The organism is Rhodospirillaceae bacterium, assembly GCA_002746255.1.
Classification (GTDB): domain Bacteria; phylum Pseudomonadota; class Alphaproteobacteria.
This window is the reverse complement of record NVWO01000032.1, coordinates 26,846-43,433: the sequence shown is the minus strand read 5'-3', so window position 1 is coordinate 43,433 and position 16,588 is coordinate 26,846. Positions and strand designations below refer to the sequence as shown.

At 58.8% G+C, this 16,588-nt stretch carries 18 protein-coding genes and 2 tRNA genes; 3 read left to right on the top strand and 17 right to left on the bottom strand.

The window, feature by feature from the left end; all coding sequences use genetic code 11:
- Positions 1 to 20: 20 nt before the first annotated feature.
- The 9 genes from COA65_10435 to COA65_10395 form a co-directional block, all read right to left on the bottom strand.
- Positions 21 to 659 carry a phosphoribosylanthranilate isomerase gene (locus COA65_10435; protein PCJ56677.1) on the bottom strand — a complete coding sequence of 213 codons (639 nt, stop codon included), beginning with the start codon at positions 657 to 659 and terminating at the stop codon, positions 21 to 23.
- Complete coding sequence (locus COA65_10430) at positions 656 to 1,429, bottom strand: orotidine-5'-phosphate decarboxylase (protein PCJ56676.1); 774 nt, start codon at positions 1,427 to 1,429, stop codon at positions 656 to 658. The genes COA65_10435 and COA65_10430 overlap by 4 nt, the downstream gene beginning before the upstream one ends.
- 134 nt (positions 1,430 to 1,563) lie before the next feature.
- A complete protein-coding gene (locus COA65_10425) occupies positions 1,564 to 1,905 on the bottom strand; it encodes a hypothetical protein (protein PCJ56675.1) in 342 nt (113 codons plus the stop codon).
- A 52-nt stretch (positions 1,906 to 1,957) separates the two neighbouring features.
- Complete coding sequence (locus COA65_10420) at positions 1,958 to 2,242, bottom strand: integration host factor subunit beta (GenBank protein PCJ56674.1); 285 nt, start codon at positions 2,240 to 2,242, stop codon at positions 1,958 to 1,960.
- Between the two features lie 123 nt (positions 2,243 to 2,365).
- Positions 2,366 to 3,268 carry a signal peptide peptidase SppA gene (sppA, locus tag COA65_10415; protein PCJ56673.1) on the bottom strand — a complete coding sequence of 301 codons (903 nt, stop codon included), beginning with the start codon at positions 3,266 to 3,268 and terminating at the stop codon, positions 2,366 to 2,368.
- A gap of 42 nt (positions 3,269 to 3,310) precedes the next feature.
- Entirely contained in the window at positions 3,311 to 5,194 is a 1,884-nt protein-coding gene (locus COA65_10410; protein PCJ56672.1) for a 30S ribosomal protein S1, read from the bottom strand.
- Positions 5,195 to 5,206: 12 nt separating this feature from the next.
- On the bottom strand, positions 5,207 to 5,881 hold the full coding sequence (locus COA65_10405; protein ID PCJ56694.1) for a cytidylate kinase: 675 nt from the start codon (positions 5,879 to 5,881) through the stop codon (positions 5,207 to 5,209).
- Between the two features lie 5 nt (positions 5,882 to 5,886).
- The gene (aroA, locus tag COA65_10400) at positions 5,887 to 7,224 is read right to left on the bottom strand and encodes a 3-phosphoshikimate 1-carboxyvinyltransferase (protein PCJ56671.1); all 1,338 of its coding nucleotides are present in this window, start codon (positions 7,222 to 7,224) and stop codon (positions 5,887 to 5,889) included.
- A 245-nt stretch (positions 7,225 to 7,469) separates the two neighbouring features.
- Complete coding sequence (locus tag COA65_10395) at positions 7,470 to 8,753, bottom strand: outer membrane lipoprotein-sorting protein (protein PCJ56670.1); 1,284 nt, start codon at positions 8,751 to 8,753, stop codon at positions 7,470 to 7,472.
- Between the two features lie 272 nt (positions 8,754 to 9,025).
- Here COA65_10395 and COA65_10390 point away from each other — a divergent pair.
- From COA65_10390 to COA65_10380, 3 genes are all read left to right on the top strand, one after another.
- Positions 9,026 to 9,101, top strand: a tRNA-Ala gene (locus tag COA65_10390).
- 177 nt (positions 9,102 to 9,278) lie between these two features.
- Positions 9,279 to 9,746, top strand: a complete 468-nt coding sequence (locus COA65_10385; protein ID PCJ56669.1) for a heat-shock protein Hsp20 — start codon at positions 9,279 to 9,281, stop codon at positions 9,744 to 9,746.
- Between the two features lie 11 nt (positions 9,747 to 9,757).
- Entirely contained in the window at positions 9,758 to 9,982 is a 225-nt protein-coding gene (locus COA65_10380; protein ID PCJ56668.1) for a hypothetical protein, read from the top strand.
- Between the two features lie 186 nt (positions 9,983 to 10,168).
- On the opposite strand, the gene ptsN is transcribed toward COA65_10380, so the two are convergent.
- The 8 genes from ptsN to COA65_10340 all read right to left on the bottom strand — a co-directional run bounded on the left by ptsN (position 10,169) and on the right by COA65_10340 (position 16,588).
- Complete coding sequence (ptsN, locus tag COA65_10375) at positions 10,169 to 10,633, bottom strand: PTS IIA-like nitrogen-regulatory protein PtsN (protein PCJ56667.1); 465 nt, start codon at positions 10,631 to 10,633, stop codon at positions 10,169 to 10,171.
- A 141-nt stretch (positions 10,634 to 10,774) separates the two neighbouring features.
- The gene (gene rpoN / locus COA65_10370; GenBank protein ID PCJ56666.1) at positions 10,775 to 12,226 is read right to left on the bottom strand and encodes an RNA polymerase sigma-54 factor; all 1,452 of its coding nucleotides are present in this window, start codon (positions 12,224 to 12,226) and stop codon (positions 10,775 to 10,777) included.
- 15 nt (positions 12,227 to 12,241) lie between these two features.
- Positions 12,242 to 13,030, bottom strand: a complete 789-nt coding sequence (lptB, locus tag COA65_10365) for an LPS export ABC transporter ATP-binding protein (GenBank protein PCJ56665.1) — start codon at positions 13,028 to 13,030, stop codon at positions 12,242 to 12,244.
- Between the two features lie 17 nt (positions 13,031 to 13,047).
- Entirely contained in the window at positions 13,048 to 13,896 is an 849-nt protein-coding gene (locus COA65_10360; protein ID PCJ56664.1) for a hypothetical protein, read from the bottom strand.
- Positions 13,893 to 14,588: an LPS export ABC transporter periplasmic protein LptC gene (lptC, locus tag COA65_10355; GenBank protein PCJ56663.1), complete on the bottom strand. Its 696-nt coding sequence runs from the start codon at positions 14,586 to 14,588 to the stop codon at positions 13,893 to 13,895. The genes COA65_10360 and lptC overlap by 4 nt, the downstream gene beginning before the upstream one ends.
- Positions 14,589 to 14,681: 93 nt before the next feature.
- Positions 14,682 to 15,659: a KpsF/GutQ family sugar-phosphate isomerase gene (locus COA65_10350; GenBank protein ID PCJ56662.1), complete on the bottom strand. Its 978-nt coding sequence runs from the start codon at positions 15,657 to 15,659 to the stop codon at positions 14,682 to 14,684.
- A gap of 123 nt (positions 15,660 to 15,782) precedes the next feature.
- Positions 15,783 to 16,394 (bottom strand): ribonuclease D, encoded by a 612-nt coding sequence (locus COA65_10345; GenBank protein PCJ56693.1) that lies wholly within the window; start codon positions 16,392 to 16,394, stop codon positions 15,783 to 15,785.
- A 107-nt stretch (positions 16,395 to 16,501) separates the two neighbouring features.
- Positions 16,502 to 16,588: transfer RNA gene (locus COA65_10340), tRNA-Leu, on the bottom strand.

Sequence of the window (16,588 nt, the reverse complement as noted above, 5' to 3'; positions counted from 1 at the left end):
GCCTTCCCTGACCTAAAATATCAAAGCGCCGAAACCGCCGAAAGAAATTCAGCGATCCGCCTCGGGTCCTTATGACCCGGCCTGTCCTCAACGCCGGAGGAAACGTCAACCGCGCACGCACCGCTTAAGCGAACGGCATTTGCCACATTAGAGGCGTTCAACCCCCCCGACAACAGCCAGGGGATAGACCCGTCATACCCTAAAAGCCATTCCCATTCAAAGGCTTGCCCTCTGCCTCCGGGAAGGCTTCCCACCGGCCCGCGCGCATCGAACAACAATCGGTCGGCCACCTCCAGATAGGCATCTGCGCGAGAAACGTCGCTTGCCGCGCCAAGACGAATGGCTTTTATCACAGGCAAGGCGAATTTTTCCCGAATGGCGGCGACACGCTCTGGCGTTTCCTCGCCATGCAATTGCAGAAAATCGAGCGGCACCGTCTCGCAAACCGATGCCATCGCCCCATCCGTCGCGTCCACAAAAAGCCCGACCTTCTGCACCGTCGCTGGCGTCGCATCGGCAAGCCGGCGCGCGACGTCCGGGGAGACGTTCCGCGGCGAAGGGCCGTAGAAGACAAAGCCGACGAACTTTGCGCCCCCTTCGACCGCCGCCCCAAGGGCGTCTGGCGTTGCAATGCCGCAGATTTTTGCTTCAATCGTCATGACTTGCCGTCGATTTCCTCGACAATCCGGCGCAGGGCCGCCAGCGGATCGGGGGCTTTTGCGATCGGCCTGCCGATGACGAGAAAATCGGCACCCGCCGCCAGCGCCTCGGCCGGCGTTGCCGTCCGTTTCTGATCTGCGGCACTATGGGCAAAGGCGGGTCGGATTCCCGGCACGACAAGTTTGAAATCCGGGCCAAGCCGTTCGCGAATGGCGCGCACCTCGCGTGCCGACGCCACAACGCCATCAAGGCCGGCCTCCGCCGCAAGTTCGGCAAGGCGAAGCGCGCGCTCCCCCACGGGGCCGCGCAGGCCGATGGCGTCAAGGTCGTCCGCGTCCAGACTGGTCAGCACCGTCACCCCCAAAAGAAGGGGACAATCAATTTTTGCTTCGCGCGCAGCGTCCGCCGCCGCCAAAGTCGCGGCGCGCAGCATCGCCGCGCCGCCGGCTATGTGCAAGGTAAGGAAGGCCGGCTTCATCGCCACAGCGGCAGCTACGGCGCCGGCGACCGTGTTGGGAATGTCGTGATATTTCAGATCCAGAAAAAGCGGCGGCACGTCACCAGATGCGGCCTCGCCAGACGCTGCCTTGCCAGACGCTGCCTTGCCAAGTGCGGCAACGCCTTGCGATCCAAACGCAGTGAAAAATTCAAGCCCCAGCTTGATGCCGCCAACCTGGCCGCCAAGGGCGCGCGCAAGGGTCACGGCCGTATCAAGAACGTCCGTGTCGATTGCGCAGAAAATTTTCCGGGCGGAATTGCCTCCGGTCATGAAATTCGACGCTCACATAGCCGTGGGTTTCTAAAAACACGGGTTGTAAAAACACCCCTTCGCGCGAAGGGTCGCGGCCTGAACAAGATGCGCCCTGTATAGCAGGTTTTTGCAGACGCCACCCAGCCCGCCCGTTACGGGCCCTTGCGCCCAAAAAGCCGCCGCCGGAAGAAGGACCGCGACGCCGGCGCCGTCTCCAGATGGCCGCCAAGGCGGGCCGTTTCTTCCTCAAGGACGGTGATGGCCTTCGCCTCGCGCCGCACCTCACGCCGCGAACGACGAAGCGATGGCCAAACGGCCAGGGCACCGGCAAAAAAGCCTAAAATCGCCGCCCCAAGCACCGCCGCATAAATGGGCAGGGTTACGACATAGGGCAGCGGCCACAGCTGAACCGTCAGATCGCCGGGATTGGCGGCGGCAAAGAACGCCGCAGAAATGGCGAAGGTAAAGGCGAAAAGGCGGGCAAGAAACCGCATGGCCTGAAGTCTCGCTCCGGCCCGGAAGGCGGGTTTGGGGATCGGCGGGGCCTCAGGCCTTGCCGTTCAGCCGCTCCCGAAGTTCCTTGCCGGTCTTGAAAAAAGGAATGAACTTTTCGGCTACGTGGACCGTTTCACCGGTTCGCGGATTGCGCCCAATCCGGGCATCGCGACGTTTCACCGAGAACGCGCCGAAACCGCGCAGCTCAACCCGCTCCCCATGGGCAAGGGCGGTGGTAATCTCGTCAAAAACTGTTGCGATGACACGCTCGATATCCCGCTGGTAAAGATGCGGGTTCTGTTCCGCCAGAAATTGAATGAGTTCGGATTTTGTCATTGTCGTCCAGATCGTCCGCCCAGATCATCCGCATATGTTTTGCACACATGTTTTGCGCGCATACATTGTTTTGCGCGTGTTTCGCACTGCCTGTCGATCAACGCAGATGGCGAATGCCGCCACTTAAGGGTGCCAGAGCGAAACCAGGCCGTCAAGGGTAAGCCTTTCAGAAAAAACCGTTTTTCCTACAATTTCGGTGATGGCTTGGCGCCATGGCAGGGGTTCAGGATGGATCGCGACGTCGCGAATGGCCAGGCCTGGGGCAACCCCTCGCGCCGCCTCCAACCATTTCCGGGCCGCCCCTTCACCCCCCAGGGCGTCCACCAGTTTTCTGGCTAGGGCCTGGCGGCCGGTATAGACCCGCCCATCGGCAAGCGCGCGCGCCGTCTCAAGACCCATGCCGCGGCGATCCGCCACCATCGCGACGAAAACGCTGAACATGTCGTCAACCATGGCCTGAGTGACGTGTCGCACCTGCGGTGTCAGTTTTTCGAGGGGTGACGGCGATGCTTTTAGCGGCGCGCTTTTGATCGCCGTCGTTTTGATGCCCAGCTTCTCCAGCAGAGACGTAATTTCGGCGGTCTGGAAAATGACGCCGATCGAGCCGGTGATGGTGCCTGCGCGAGCAAGGATGTAATCGGCGGCAAGCGCCGTCATATAGCCGCCGGAAGCAGCAACCGTACCAAGGACAGCGACGACGGGTTTCTGTTCGGCAATGTCGCGCAAGGCGCTGTAGATTGCCTCCCCGCCGACCATCGTCCCGCCTGGGCTATCGATATGGACAATCACGGCCTTGATGCGATCGTCTTCTGCAATCGCCCGCAAAACGGCGTCCCGGTCGCGATCATCGACGATAATTCCGGTGACATCAACGCGGGCGATGTAAGGCCCACGCATCGAATTCAAGCCACCGCCGCCAATGACCAAAAGCCCGACAACCACGGCAAGAATGGCAAGCACACGCCAGAACGCGAGCTTGCGTTTTAGGGTTTGACGGTCGATGCGGATGTCAGCATCCAGGGACAATGCGCCTCCAAACAGGCCTTCGCTTTGAAAATGCCGCCGCCCTTAGGCGTCTTTTTCCTCGGCGCTGGCGTCCTCGGCATCTGTATCCTCAGCGCTGGCGTCCTCGGCATCTGTATCCTCAGCGCTGGCGTCCTCGGCGCTGGCGTCCTCGGTTTTATTCGCGGCCTTCTCGGCGGACTTCTTGTGAAGCGCCGCGCCCAGGATATCGCCCAGGCTTGCACCGCTGTCGGAGGAGCCGTATTGCGCCATTGCCTTCTTTTCTTCCCGAACTTCAAGCGCCTTGATCGAAAGACCAAGCTTCCGGCTTTTCGCATCGAAAGCCGTTACCAGCGCATCCACCTTGTCGCCGGCTGCGAAACGGTCGGGCCGTTGTTCGCTACGATCGCGCGATAGATCCCCCCTGCGAATGAAGGCCGTGAACTGATCGGCGACCTGAACGTCGATGCCGCGTTCCTGAACGGTAACCACCGTACAGGTGACGCGGCTGCCCTTCTTAAATTCACTGGGGCCTTCGCCGTGATAGGGGTCTTCGGTAAGCTGCTTGAGACCGAGGCTGACACGCCCCTTCTCGACATCAACTTCCAGCACCTTCGCCTTGACCATGTCCCCCTTGTTGAACTCGGCCAGAACCTCTTCGCCCGGCCGGACCCAATCCAGGTCCGAAAGATGCACCATGCCGTCGAGGTCTTCGGTCAGGCCGATGAACACGCCAAATTCGGTGACGTTCTTGATTTCGCCTTCAACGATGGCACCTGCCTTATGGGTCTCGCAAAACGCTTCCCATGGGTTTTGCATGCATTGCTTGAGACCGAGACTGATGCGCCGGCGTTCGCGATCAACGTCCAGCACCTTGACTTCGACTTCCTGGCTGGTCGAGATGATCTTGCCGGGGTGGACGTTCTTTTTCGTCCAGCTCATTTCGGAAACATGCACAAGGCCTTCCACGCCGGGCTCCAACTCGACGAACGCGCCGTAGTCGGTGATGTTCGTGACCCGGCCGGTGAAGACGCCACTGACCTGATATTTCGACTCGATGCCATCCCATGGATCCGCCTCAAGCTGCTTCATGCCCAGGCTGATGCGCTGGGTTTCCGAGTTGAAACGAATGACCTTTACCTTCACAGTTTCGCCGATGTTCAGCACGTCGGAAGGGTGGTTTATCCGCCGCCAGGCGATGTCCGTCACATGCAGCAAGCCATCCACGCCGCCCAAATCGACGAACGCACCGTAATCGGTGATGTTCTTGACCACGCCCTCGCGAACCTGGCCTTCCTGAAGGGTGGCAATAAGTTCGGAACGCGCCGAGGCGCGGGATTCTTCAAGCACGGCGCGGCGCGAAACAACGATGTTGCTGCGGCGGCGATCCATTTTTAGAATCTGGAATATCTGCGGCGTGCCCATAAGGTGGTTGACATCGCGAATGGGGCGAAGGTCCACCTGGCTTCCCGGCAGGAAGGCCACGGCACCGGACAGGTCCACCGTAAAGCCGCCTTTCACGCGACCGAACATTACACCCGACACGTGACGGCTCTCCTTGAAAGCCTCTTCAAGAACGTTCCACGATTCCTCGCGACGCGCCTTTTCACGGCTGAGAATTGCCTCGCCGTTCTTGTTTTCCATGCGAACAAGGTAAACATCGACGACATCGCCGGTCTTGATCTCAGGCGTCTGCCCTGCCTCGGCAAACTCTTTCAGAGCAACATAGCCTTCCGCCTTCAACCCGACATCAATCAGCACAAGGTCATTGTCGATGCCCAGGATTGTGCCTTTAACGACACTCCCCTCAAGGCTTTTCCCCATGCCCAACGATTCGTCTAGAAGGGCGGCAAAGCTTTCTCCCGTAACGGGAAGCTGATCCCCAGCTATAGAACTTTCCAGCACGTAACTTCTTCTCCTACTTCGTAACGGTACGCCTCGACCAGGCATCTTCCGTCAGGGTTACTTCTTATCGATCAGACCTTGGCCAATCAATGACCGCAGCGATCGAATGATTTCCATCGCTGCTTTGAAGGCAGCATCCGCATCAAGCTCGGTCGTATCAATAATCACCGCGCCTTCCGCAGGGCAAAGCGGCGCAACAGCCCGATTTTGGTCGCGCGCATCGCGCTCGCGCATTTCCTTCAAAATCCGGCTGATACCTATACTCTCCGTGCCCCGTTCCCGCAACTCCTTAAGCCGCCGCTCCGCCCGCGCTTCCAGACTGGCCGTAAGAAAAAGCTTACAGGGTGCCCCGGGGAGAACGACGGTGCCAATATCCCGACCTTCGACGACGGCCCCTTTTTTGCCCCCTGGCGGCCGGGCGGCAAAATCGCGCTGAAACCGCAACAAATGCCCTCGAACTGCTTGGAATACAGCCAATTTTGTCGCCGCCGCCGCGACGCGCTCCTGCCGCAAATCCGGATTTCCAAGGTCATATTCCGCCATTTTTTCAGCAGCAGCGACGGCTGCCACCTCATCGGAAGGGTCTTGGCCGCCATCAAGCAACGCCAGACCGATTGCCCGATAAAGGAGGCCGGTATCGAGATGGGCAAAATCCAGCGCCTCGGCCAGGCGGCGGGCCAGGGTGCCTTTTCCTGCCGCTGCCGGCCCATCAACGGCGATGACAGGTGACACCCCCGTCACGTTTCTTTTCCTGCGTCAGCAATCTGTGCGCCGATCCCATTCATCTGGTCGACGAAGCCCGGAAAACTGGTTTCGATCATGCCGCCATCGTCGATCTGAACGGGCCGTTCCGACGCCATGCCAAAGGTAAGAAATGCCATGGCGATCCGATGATCCATTTGGGTACGCACACAACTGCCGCCAGGCAAGCGCCCGGCGGTGCCATGGATTGCCAGATGGTCCCGGCCTTCCTCCACCTCAACGCCGCAGGCCCGAAGGCCATCGGCAATCGCGGCCAGCCGGTCGCTTTCCTTGACGCGCAATTCGCCAAGGCCGTTCAGGACCGTTGTGCCTTTCGCTGCTGCCGCCGCCACAGCCAGGATCGGGTATTCGTCAATCATGGAAGGCGCGCGCGACCCCGGCACCTCAACGGCGACAAGCGAAGAAGACGTCACGCGCAGATCGGCGACCGGCTCGCCCCCTTCCTCGCGCGAGTTCTGCCAGTCAAGGCTCGCCCCCATTTCCTCAAGCGTCTCATAAAACCCGGTCCGCAGGGGGTTGGTTCCAAGACCGTGGAGCGTGATGTCCGAACCGGGAACGAGCACCGCCGCCATGGCGGGAAAAGCGGCCGAAGACGGGTCACCCGGCACCGAAAGCCTGCGCGCCGTTATTTCCGGCTGCCCATCCAGATCAATGATGCGGCCACCGTCCGGGGCTTCGGAAATACGAATCGGGACGCCAAAATGACGCAGCATGCGTTCGGTATGATCGCGCGTCGGCGTGGGCTCGACAACGCGCGTCGTAGCCGGCGCGTTCAGCCCGGCCAGCAGCACCGCTGATTTTACCTGGGCGGAGGCAACGGGAAGCGTATAGGAAATCGGCACCGGCGTGGTCGCCCCGATGATGGCCATCGGCAAGCGCAAACCGGAACGGCTGACGAAGCGCGCGCCCATCGACGTCAAGGGCCGGACGATCCGGCCCATTGGGCGCCGCCGCAACGAAGCGTCACCGGTGAGAAAGCTTGTAAACGGATGCGTCGCAAGCAGCCCGGCCAGAAGCCGTGTGCCGGTGCCGGAATTCCCGAAATCGAGCACACCATCCGGCTCGGCAAACCCGCCAACGCCAACGCCGTAAAGCCGCCAGACCCCTTCGCCATCTCTGGTGATTTCGACCCCCAATGCGCGCAGGGCCGCCGCCGTTCGCCGAACGTCGTCCGCTTCCAAAAGGCCTTTGATCTCGGTCTCGCCAATGGCCATGGCACCCAGCAGAAGCGCCCGGTGCGAAATAGATTTATCGCCCGGAACGGGGATGGTGCCGTGCAGCGGATCGGCAGCAGCGGATTGAAGTGGGCGCATGACGGGCCTCGGGTGAAGCAGAGATTCCAGAAATTTCTACCACATCTGAAAGCCCCGGTGCCATGCAGGGCAAAAAAAGCATCCCATTGCCCCAAGCGATGCGCGGCTCCATTAAGAAAATCCTATTGGACAATCCAAAAGATGCCGAAGACCGGCTTGATCCTACCGCCGAATTGGGGAACAAGCCCGAAGATGGAACAAAAATAATTAAGGCACCAATCCGGATCGAGGATGGGTAGGCGGGCTTAGTTTTTCTTCCCTTCCTTTATGATGAATTGAACGTTGAGGTCTTTCGGCTGCACACCGGAGTTAAAAGCGTACCCCTCAAGGGCGCTGTCATCCAAGACGATCGTCGCATGGTTTCGCTGCCAATCCACGTTTACGGACCATGGGGGCCAAACAATCCACGCCTCGGGATCATCCTTTAGTTGAAAAAGGCGGTAGGAAAGGATCGCTATTTTCCAGTATGCCCCTTCGTTGTCGTAATATTCTCCGATGTACGGGTTCCAGTTGTCGGCATCGATATAAAGGATCTTCTTCCCGTAAGGATGATTTTCCGGAGGAATCGCCTCCACGACGTAGACCTCACGCGGCTCCCATTTGTCCGTCGGATTCCAGTAGGGCGGATGCTTGAGATCGAAACTGGGATGTTTGTCACCGGTTTTGTACGGCCTCCAGTTCGGATTCTGTGAGTTGGCTACGACCAGAATCTTCTTCTTCGCAAGAAGCCTGTAGCTCTGATACCAGGCTGGAAAGGCACTGGCGATGACGAAGTCGTCGCCGACGAAATCCGTAGGCGGCGAGGGATCCATCCAGGTGCCGCCAGAAATCCGGCGGACTTTCCGCGTCTTGACCGGATAGGCGATGATGTCATCGAGTCGACCGTCGTCGTACCGAACGAGGTACGACCCTTCGCCCCGTTGATCCTGCGGACTCAAGAGGATGCCGACCCGTTTTTCGAGGATATTTCCATCTCCAAGAACCGGACCTTCCTCGTGACGCAACAGCCCTTTCATGAAGACCCGGACAATCCGTTCGTGGCGGGAGCGTTCAACGCCGTCTTTGCCATTCACAAAAATCGTCCACACCTTCGACAGATCCTGACTGTCGCCGCGCGGTTTCCCGTAATACATGTTGTAGACAATCTTGATGGCGGCATCCGGGTCGTCTGGATCGATATCGGGGAAAGGAATGCCCGCCTGCCACCCCTGAACCTTCTTCGTTTTACTGTTCAGTTTGACGGCTGTCCGGTTTTTCTCGGTCCATGCCATCAACTTTGGATCCTTGGGATAGGGCGTCGTGTGCACAAGCTCGATCTTCAGTCCTCGCTCCCGGATCCAGGCTTGAATCGTCTTCGGCAACAGGCTTGCTATCGTTTCGCCCTCGAAGGTCTGGCTCGACAACTTGTTCAGGTTGGCAGCGTCGATGACGGTTCCTTCGGCCACTTCTTCGGAAAAAGCAGGCGCGGAAACAACCGCGAAGAAAATAATGGCAAGGAAAGTAGAAAGAATCTTGGAATTCGCCGACATGACATCCCCCCCGAATGAAAAGAGCAGGCACGCAACGCACCCGTCAGGTTACGTCTTTTCATGACCGGATTCGAGCCCCATTGAACCCGCTGCAAGTTGGTCTTATTCCAGGATTTCGGGATGGCGCGGTGCCACCCACTGCCATTGGGCCATGCAGAGCGCAAAAAAACACACCCCCAAACCGGCCTCGTTTTTTTCCTTGCTCTTGCCTGCCCAAGCCCCCACCCTGCCACCGCGCCGGGCCGGACCAGCCCGCCGCAAAACGGGCATTCGGGGCCATAGCTCAGTTGGGAGAGCGCTACAATGGCATTGTAGAGGTCGTCGGTTCGATTCCGACTGGCTCCACCATCCCCGCCCTCTTGATTTTTTTGCCGCCCTCCCCAGATAAAAACCAGCCAAAGAAATGGCGGTGCCAACCGGGCCGCCGACACCGGGTGCCGGAGTGCCGGACCCACAGCTGTGCCGCCGTGCGACGGGCTCCGCTTCGGGGAAGCCGCACGAAAAGACGGCATGAGGAGAGTGCAAATGACTCGTTTTTCGCTTTTTAACAGCCCCTTTTTGCTTGGTTTCGATCAATTCGAGCGCACCCTGGATCGCGTGACAAAGGCCGCAAATGACGGCTACCCGCCTTACAACATCGAACAGCTGGAGGATGGCGGGCTGCGCATCACCCTTGCCGTTGCCGGTTTCGGCGTAAAGGATCTGAGCACAGCCATCGAGGACAATGAATTGGTCATTGCAGGCGAACAGAAGGACGCCGACACGGCTCGCGCCTTCCATCATCAGGGCATCGCGACGCGCAAATTCCAAAGGCGGTTCGTACTTGCCGAGGGCATTGAGGTGACGGACGCGTCTTACGACAACGGCCTTCTGCACATTGACCTGGTTCGCCCGAACGTCGAAAGCCGTACCCGCAGGATTTCCATCCGCGAGGACCGTACGGCGCCACCCCAGACGGTGAACCTGCGGACGGAAACGGCAACAGCAGAATAGGACAAAAAAAGATGACAAACGGGAACGAAGAATTACGGCAGCTTTCAGGAAGTGACTTTACCTCCCTGGGCTTGCAGCAAATCGCTTATGTGCGCCCTGTCCCCATCGATGCAGAGGGGGCAAAGGGCTTTGCCGTCCATGCCGCCGACGGCACGCAGCTCGCCGTGATGCACGCCCTTAACCTTGCCCATGCAGCCATCCTGGAAAACGACATGCACCTCGTCAGCATCCATTGATAGGGGCGAAGACCCGCGTAAAAAATTTCCGGAAATTCCCTAAGGAAGAAATAGCCCGACCAACATTCCTGCCAGGCATTCCCTAAATGCAAGGCAGAACGGACAAAGCGGGCAATCTATCGGGCGGGGGCGAAAGCTCCCGCCTTTTTTGTCGCCTCACCCATCGTCAGCTTGGCGCGTGCCTGCCTAGCCGCCATCGGCCCCGTCCACGCCGACAAGAAACGCGTAAATCGCCTCCGTCGTGTCGGAACCGCGAAGCTTCGCGCAGATCGCCTCGTCCCGCAAAAGCCTGGAAATTCGCGCCAGTGCCTTTAAATGATCGGCACCCGCCGCTTCAGGAGCCAGCAGCATAAAAATCAGATCAACAGAACGCTCGTCGATCGCTTCAAAATCGATTGGCTTTTCCAGAACGGCGAAGACACCAATCAGCGTATCCAGACCACCAAGCCTGCCATGGGGAATGGCCACGCCGGCACCGACGCCGGTCGTGCCCAGCTTTTCACGCTCAAGCAGCACATCAAAAATCGCACGCTCATGCAACCCGACAAGCGAGGCCGCCCTGTGAGAAATCGCTTGCAAGACCTGTTTCTTGCTGGTTGCCCGCAGGCCAAGGATCACGCTTTCCGGCGTGATTAGATCCGCAATTTCCATAATTGGTTCAGGGTGCCTTACAGCACCGATCCCTAGCAGTGATTGGGATTCAGGCAATCCGATTGCCATGCCCTTGAAGCATGGTGCCTTTACGCGCGGCGGGACGATAGGACCGGCCCCACGCCAAGTCAATAGGCCCCGCTACAGCGTTGACCGCTTCTGACGCCGCCGCTGAACAGAAGACGGGATTCCAAGGGCTTCCCGGTATTTTGCAACGGTTCGTCTGGCAATGTCGATGGCATCGGCCTTCAGAATCTCGACGATCTTGTCATCAGAAAATGCCTGATCCGGCGTCTCGGCATCGATCAGCGCCTTGATGCGCTGGCGGACCGCCTCGGCGGAATGGGTCTTGCTGCCATCGGTTCCAGCAATCGCCGCCGTAAAGAAATATTTCAACTCGTAAACGCCACGCGGCGTAAGAAGAAATTTATTCGTCGTCACGCGGCTTACCGTACTTTCGTGCATGTCGATAACGTCGGCAATATCGCGCAGCACGAGGGGGCGCAGATACTGGACGCCATGGCGAAAAAAAGCGTCCTGCTGACGAACAATCTCGCTTGCGACGCGCAGGATTGTCGTGGCCCGCTGGTGCAGGGATTTCACCAGCCAGTTTGCCGATTGAAACCGTTCGGAGATGTATTCCTTTTCTTCCTTTTTTTGTGCCTCCGCGCTGACCCGTTGATGGTAGGCGTTGTTGACGAGAACCCTTGGGAGGGTTTCGACGTTGAGCTCGACAAGCCAGCCGCCGGCGCGCTGCGGGCGCATAAGCACGTCCGGAACGACGGCCTGGGCCACCGCCGTATCGAAAACCAGCCCCGGTTTCGGGTCCAGCGAGCGAATTTCCGCAATCATGTCGACCAGATCTTCCCTGTCCACCTGGCAAAGCTTCATAAGCCGGTCCGTCTCGTGGCGCGCCAACAGGTCAAGATGCGCAAGCATGCATTCCATCGCCGGGTCCAACCGGTCACGCTCGCGCAATTGAAGGGCGAGACATTCTTTTAAATCCCGCGCAAAAATTCCCGACGGATCGAAACCCTGCATGATGTGAAACGTCTCGATCACGCGTGCGTTGTCGCAGCCAAGCAGTTCGCCAACGTCTTCAAGCGAGCCGGCAAAATAGCCGGATTCATCGAGAAGATTGATAAGCTGGTGCCCAATCGCCTGGTCGATGGGGTTGTGCAGATCGACGTTCAATTGTCCAAGAAGATGTTCCCGCAGGCTGATTTTCCCGGGCAGCGTCTGTTCAAGACCCGGCGCGTCGCCGCCGTAGCTTCCGCCCTGGCCGCTGCCCCAGGAACCGCTCAGATCCGGGCCATCTTCATTGCCGGCCCCTTCCCAATTTTCCGTGAAATCGCCCTCCAACGGTGCGCCCTCGGAGACTTCAGTCGGGGACGCCCCTTCCTCGGGCGCTGCCGGTTGCAAATCCGTGCCGCCATCATCGAATTCCAGCAGCGGATTGCGTTCCACTTCCGCTTCAAGAAAGGTCGTGAGTTCGAGATTCGATAATTGCAGAAGCTTGATCGCCTGCTGCAATTGCGGCGTCATGACGAGGGATTGCGATTGCCGAAGATTGAGGCGTTGGGTCAATGCCATGGCGACTGCCAAAGGTTAAAGACTGAACCGCTCTCCAAGATAGACCCGTCGCACATCTTCATGCGCGACGATTTCGGAAGGCGACCCTTCCATCAAGACCATGCCATCGTGAAGAACGTAGGCGCGGTCCACAATTTCAAGAGTCTCACGAACATTATGATCCGTAATCAGAACACCGATCCCGCGGTCTTTCAGATGGGCAACAAGGTCGCGAATGTCGCCAACGGCGATCGGATCAATGCCAGCCAGCGGCTCGTCCAAAAGAATGAAACTGGGTTGCGATGCCAAGGCACGGGCAATTTCGACACGCCGCCGCTCACCACCGGAAAGCGCCAGCGCCGGTGTGCGCCGCAAATGGGTAATCGAAAATTCCGCCAGCAGATCCTCCAGGATCGTCTCGCGGGCCTCGCGGGCCGGCTCGACCCCCTCAAGAACGGCACGAATGTTGTCTTCGACGGAAAGCCCGCGAAAGATCGACATCTCCTGCGGCAAATAACCGACACCCAACCGCGCCCGGCGGTACATGGGAAGTTCCCCGATGCTTTCGCCGTCCAGAAAAATGCGCCCGTAATCCGGCGTAATCAGCCCGGTAATAATGTGAAAGCAGGTTGTCTTGCCGGCACCGTTCGGCCCCAGAAGCCCAACCGCTTCGCCCCGCTGCACGTGGAGGCTGACATCGCGCAGCACCGGCCGCTTCTTGAAGCGCTTGCCAATCTTAACAGCCCGAAGCCCGGTGTTGTCCGCGACAAGCCGTGGAGCATCCCCGGTCTTTTTTTCTTTTTTCATGGCCTTGGTTTGCGCCATTTTGGTTTAAAATCTTCCTAACGCTGGAGCGGGTTCTGGGTTTTTTTCTCGCTTTTTGAAGGCTTCAGCAACACTTTCACGCGACCGCCGCTGCCCTTCGGGCTACGCAACATCCGGCTGACGCCGCTTTTCATGTCCACTTCGGCATAGTCGCCATTCATCTGATCGTCGCCGCGCGTGATCTTAACCGATCCAATAATCGTCGCGATACCGCTTTCAACGTTGTAGATGCCGCGATCACCACGGACAATTTCGCTCGGCGTCGAAACGTGAACGTTTTGATAGGCTTCAAGGCGACGCAGTTTGCGTTTGCCCTGTGCGTCCGGCGGGCTGAAATAGGCAACCAGAACGTCCCCGCGCAACCGGCGGTCGTCACGAATGGCAAGGGCATCGCCACGCGCAATCGCCATGTTTTTATTTGCCCAATATTCGAGGCTTTTGTTCGCCGTCACACGTTCCTGCGGTGTGTCCAGCCGCACTTTGCCGGTCAGAACAAGGATGCCCTTGTCGACGTCATAGACGCCCTTGTCGCCATAGGCCTGCTCGCTTGGCGAGACAATGCGCACATTGCCCAAGGCATCCAGGCGCCAGATTTCCCGATCCCCAGCCGCATCCAGCCGGTAATGGGCCGTCAGTTTATCCCCGAAAAGATCCACCTCGCCGCGATGCGCCTTCGCATTGCCGCGCGCAATGTAGAGCAGTTTTTTCTGCCACCATTCGATGCCGTCATCGGCCGTAATCTCGATCGGGCCGTCGTCCTTGCCGCCGCCCATGCTCAACCCCTGCCCCACCGCAGGCGCAATAGCTGCTGCCAGAAGGAAGAAAGCCGCAAGAACGGTTTTTGCAAGAAACGGTTTTTGCATCATTGGACGGCCGTCCCTTCCTCGCCATAAAGAATCAGCCGGGCCTTGCCGGTGAAGTGGACGCGATCACCTTGATCAAAAATTCGAAAGCCCTCGGACTGAACATGGCCGGCAGGCCCCTGACCCGTTGTCGGCATATCGCCCGCCGCCGTTCCTTCCTGAAGGTTGATGCTGGCCTTCTCAGTATGAAATTCATACCCCGAATCATGGTAGAGATTGACGTTCCCCACCAGGTCCAGCACTTGGCGCGCCTTGTAATAGGTGCCCGTATTGCCTGAAACCACAACCCACGCCCCACCCGCAAGCACCATGTCGCCCCTCGGGTTTTCAAGATTGATACGCCCGTCGTCCATCTGTATCGCCCGACCTGCCGTAATCGTGTAATGCCGATCAGCCTTATCAAGGCCTAGGAAACGTGGGTTGATCATCTGAACGGTCTCTGCCTCTTCTGAACCGATGGTAACGAATTGCACCCGGAATTCATTGGTGCGATCGCGAAGCTGCGGCCAAAACGCGACAAGCGCAATAAGAACCGCCGCAATGGCCGGCAACAGCAATTTCAATATGCCTACATACCGACCGCGGCGTGCATGGGGGCGGATGCCTGATAAATCACGTGGGCCGCGCAACCGGTCCAGACGGCTCAGACGACCCGCGCGACCCAGGCGCCGCATCCGGCGGCTCAACCGTTTCATGCCCTGCCACTCCACAAATTCTCCCCCGCACGCGCCACGCGCAGGGACGAAAAACCGTCACCTTTGGCCTTGGCAAAGGCTGGCCGCTTTCGTTTAGGCAATGCCGGCGCGCAGGCAATCGTGAATATGGAGAATGCCCACCGGTCGGGCATCCTCAACCACGAAAAGGCTCGTGATCGTCTTCGCGTTCATATAGCCGAGCGCCTCTGCCGCCAGCGCGTTCGGGCGGATCGTCTTCGGGTTCCCCGTCATCACGTCCGCCGCCGTCTTCTCAAGAAGATCGCCCATGTGCCGCCGCAAATCGCCATCGGTGATAATACCGATAAGTTTAACGTCGTTTTGCAAGACGCCGATGCAGCCGAAGCTGCACATTGTCATGGTGAGCAAGGCATCAGCCATCGGCGCGTCCCGATCAACCAGGGGGATTTTTTCACCCCCATGCATCACATCGGAAACCCGAAGCAGATTGCGCCCCAATTGCCCGCCGGGGTGAAGCACCTGAAACGCATCGGCTGTAAAGCCCTTGCGTTCAAGCAGAGCCACGGCCAGGGCATCCCCAAGCGCCAGCATCACCGTTGTCGACGTCGTCGGCGCCAGCCCAAATGGGCAGGCTTCCGGCGCACCCGGCAACAGCAACGTCACGTCCGCCGTTTCAGCCAGCGAACTATTCGCCTTCCCCGTCACCGCAATCAATGGAATGGCGAAGCGCCGCGTATAGGCAAGAAGGTCGGCAAGTTCCTTGGTTTCGCCGGAATTCGAAAGGGCAAGCACGGCATCCTTCGGCGTAATCATGCCGAGGTCTCCGTGGCTGGCCTCGGCCGGATGCACGAAAAAAGCCGGCGTCCCGACAGACGCCAGGGTAGCAGCAATCTTGCGCGCGATATGGCCGCTTTTGCCGATGCCGGTCACGACGACGCGCCCCGTTACGGCAGCCAGCCGATCGAGCGCGTCCGTAAATTCCTGCCCAAGCGAGGCAGCAAAGCGCGAGATGCCTTCCGCTTCCATCGCAAACACGCGGCGCGCGGCGGCAAGACCGTCCGGGGTGCTGTCCGGCTTTGTCTTAGCTTTCATACTTCCCTCTAGACGCATAAAAACGTGGCGAGTATGGCCCTGAACGCCTGAAAAATCAATGCCATACGACCAGGACCGGTGCCGAAATCAATGGCCGCCTGGCGGTGAAACCAGCAGGTGGAACTAGTGGTGGAAAATATCCTCATCCGCCCACCCAGCCAGGTCAAGCAAGGCCCGGGAAGGCAGAAAACTGCAACAGGCCTCCGCAAGCCCAAGGCGCCCTTCCCGCGTCAGCATCTCAAGGAGTTTCTCGCGAAGCTGGTGCAGGTAAAGCACATCGGACGCCGCATAATTCCGCTGCGCCTGGGTCAATTCCGCCGCGCCCCAATCCGAGGATTGCTGCTGCTTTGATATGTCCACGCTCAACAACTCGCGACAAATGTCCTTCAACCCGTGACGGTCCGTATAGGTGCGCGCAAGACGCGACGCGATTTTCGTGCAAAAGACCGGCTCAGCAAGAACGCCGAGATAACGCTGAAGGATGGCCAGATCGAAACGGCCAAAATGGAAAATCTTCGTTACGTTCTTATCGGCGAGGATTCTTTTCAGATTTGGCGCGTCATACGTGTCTTTTGCGAATTGGACGAGATGCGCATTGCCGTCGCCTGCGGAAAGCTGCACCAGGCACAGCCGGTCCCTGTGTGGACGCAGGCCAAGGGTTTCCGTATCAATGGCGACGCATTCGCCAAAATCCAGGCCGTCGGGCAGATCGCCCTTATGTAGTTCGATGCTCATTCCATTGTCCCCCGGCTTATTGCCCCGGTTCATTGTCCCCCGGACGGCCACCTTCCAACGGGAGACATGTGCGTGAAAAGAATGGGATCCGACGATCCCTGTAAAAATGGTGCCCAGGAGAAGACTCGAACTTCCACGACCTTACGGCCACTAGCACCTGAAGCTAGCGCGTCTACCAATTCCGCCACCTGGGC

What these genes read in the sequence shown, in the direction of transcription:
- COA65_10410 (PCJ56672.1), bottom strand. Translation starts at nt 5,194, where the DNA reads ATGCCTGGTCGAGGCGTACCGTTACGAAGTAGGAGAAGAAGTTACGTG.
- lptC (PCJ56663.1), bottom strand. Translation starts at nt 14,588, where the DNA reads ATGAAACGGTTGAGCCGCCGGATGCGGCGCCTGGGTCGCGCGGGTCGT.
- COA65_10360 (PCJ56664.1), bottom strand. Translation starts at nt 13,896, where the DNA reads ATGATGCAAAAACCGTTTCTTGCAAAAACCGTTCTTGCGGCTTTCTTC.
- lptB (PCJ56665.1), bottom strand. Translation starts at nt 13,030, where the DNA reads ATGGCGCAAACCAAGGCCATGAAAAAAGAAAAAAAGACCGGGGATGCT.
- rpoN (PCJ56666.1), bottom strand. Translation starts at nt 12,226, where the DNA reads ATGGCATTGACCCAACGCCTCAATCTTCGGCAATCGCAATCCCTCGTC.
- COA65_10380 (PCJ56668.1), top strand. Translation starts at nt 9,758, where the DNA reads ATGACAAACGGGAACGAAGAATTACGGCAGCTTTCAGGAAGTGACTTT.
- COA65_10430 (PCJ56676.1), bottom strand. Translation starts at nt 1,429, where the DNA reads ATGACCGGAGGCAATTCCGCCCGGAAAATTTTCTGCGCAATCGACACG.
- COA65_10425 (PCJ56675.1), bottom strand. Translation starts at nt 1,905, where the DNA reads ATGCGGTTTCTTGCCCGCCTTTTCGCCTTTACCTTCGCCATTTCTGCG.
- COA65_10350 (PCJ56662.1), bottom strand. Translation starts at nt 15,659, where the DNA reads ATGAAAGCTAAGACAAAGCCGGACAGCACCCCGGACGGTCTTGCCGCC.
- aroA (PCJ56671.1), bottom strand. Translation starts at nt 7,224, where the DNA reads ATGCGCCCACTTCAATCCGCTGCTGCCGATCCGCTGCACGGCACCATC.
- ptsN (PCJ56667.1), bottom strand. Translation starts at nt 10,633, where the DNA reads ATGGAAATTGCGGATCTAATCACGCCGGAAAGCGTGATCCTTGGCCTG.
- COA65_10385 (PCJ56669.1), top strand. Translation starts at nt 9,279, where the DNA reads ATGACTCGTTTTTCGCTTTTTAACAGCCCCTTTTTGCTTGGTTTCGAT.
- COA65_10395 (PCJ56670.1), bottom strand. Translation starts at nt 8,753, where the DNA reads ATGTCGGCGAATTCCAAGATTCTTTCTACTTTCCTTGCCATTATTTTC.
- COA65_10345 (PCJ56693.1), bottom strand. Translation starts at nt 16,394, where the DNA reads ATGAGCATCGAACTACATAAGGGCGATCTGCCCGACGGCCTGGATTTT.
- COA65_10435 (PCJ56677.1), bottom strand. Translation starts at nt 659, where the DNA reads ATGACGATTGAAGCAAAAATCTGCGGCATTGCAACGCCAGACGCCCTT.
- COA65_10420 (PCJ56674.1), bottom strand. Translation starts at nt 2,242, where the DNA reads ATGACAAAATCCGAACTCATTCAATTTCTGGCGGAACAGAACCCGCAT.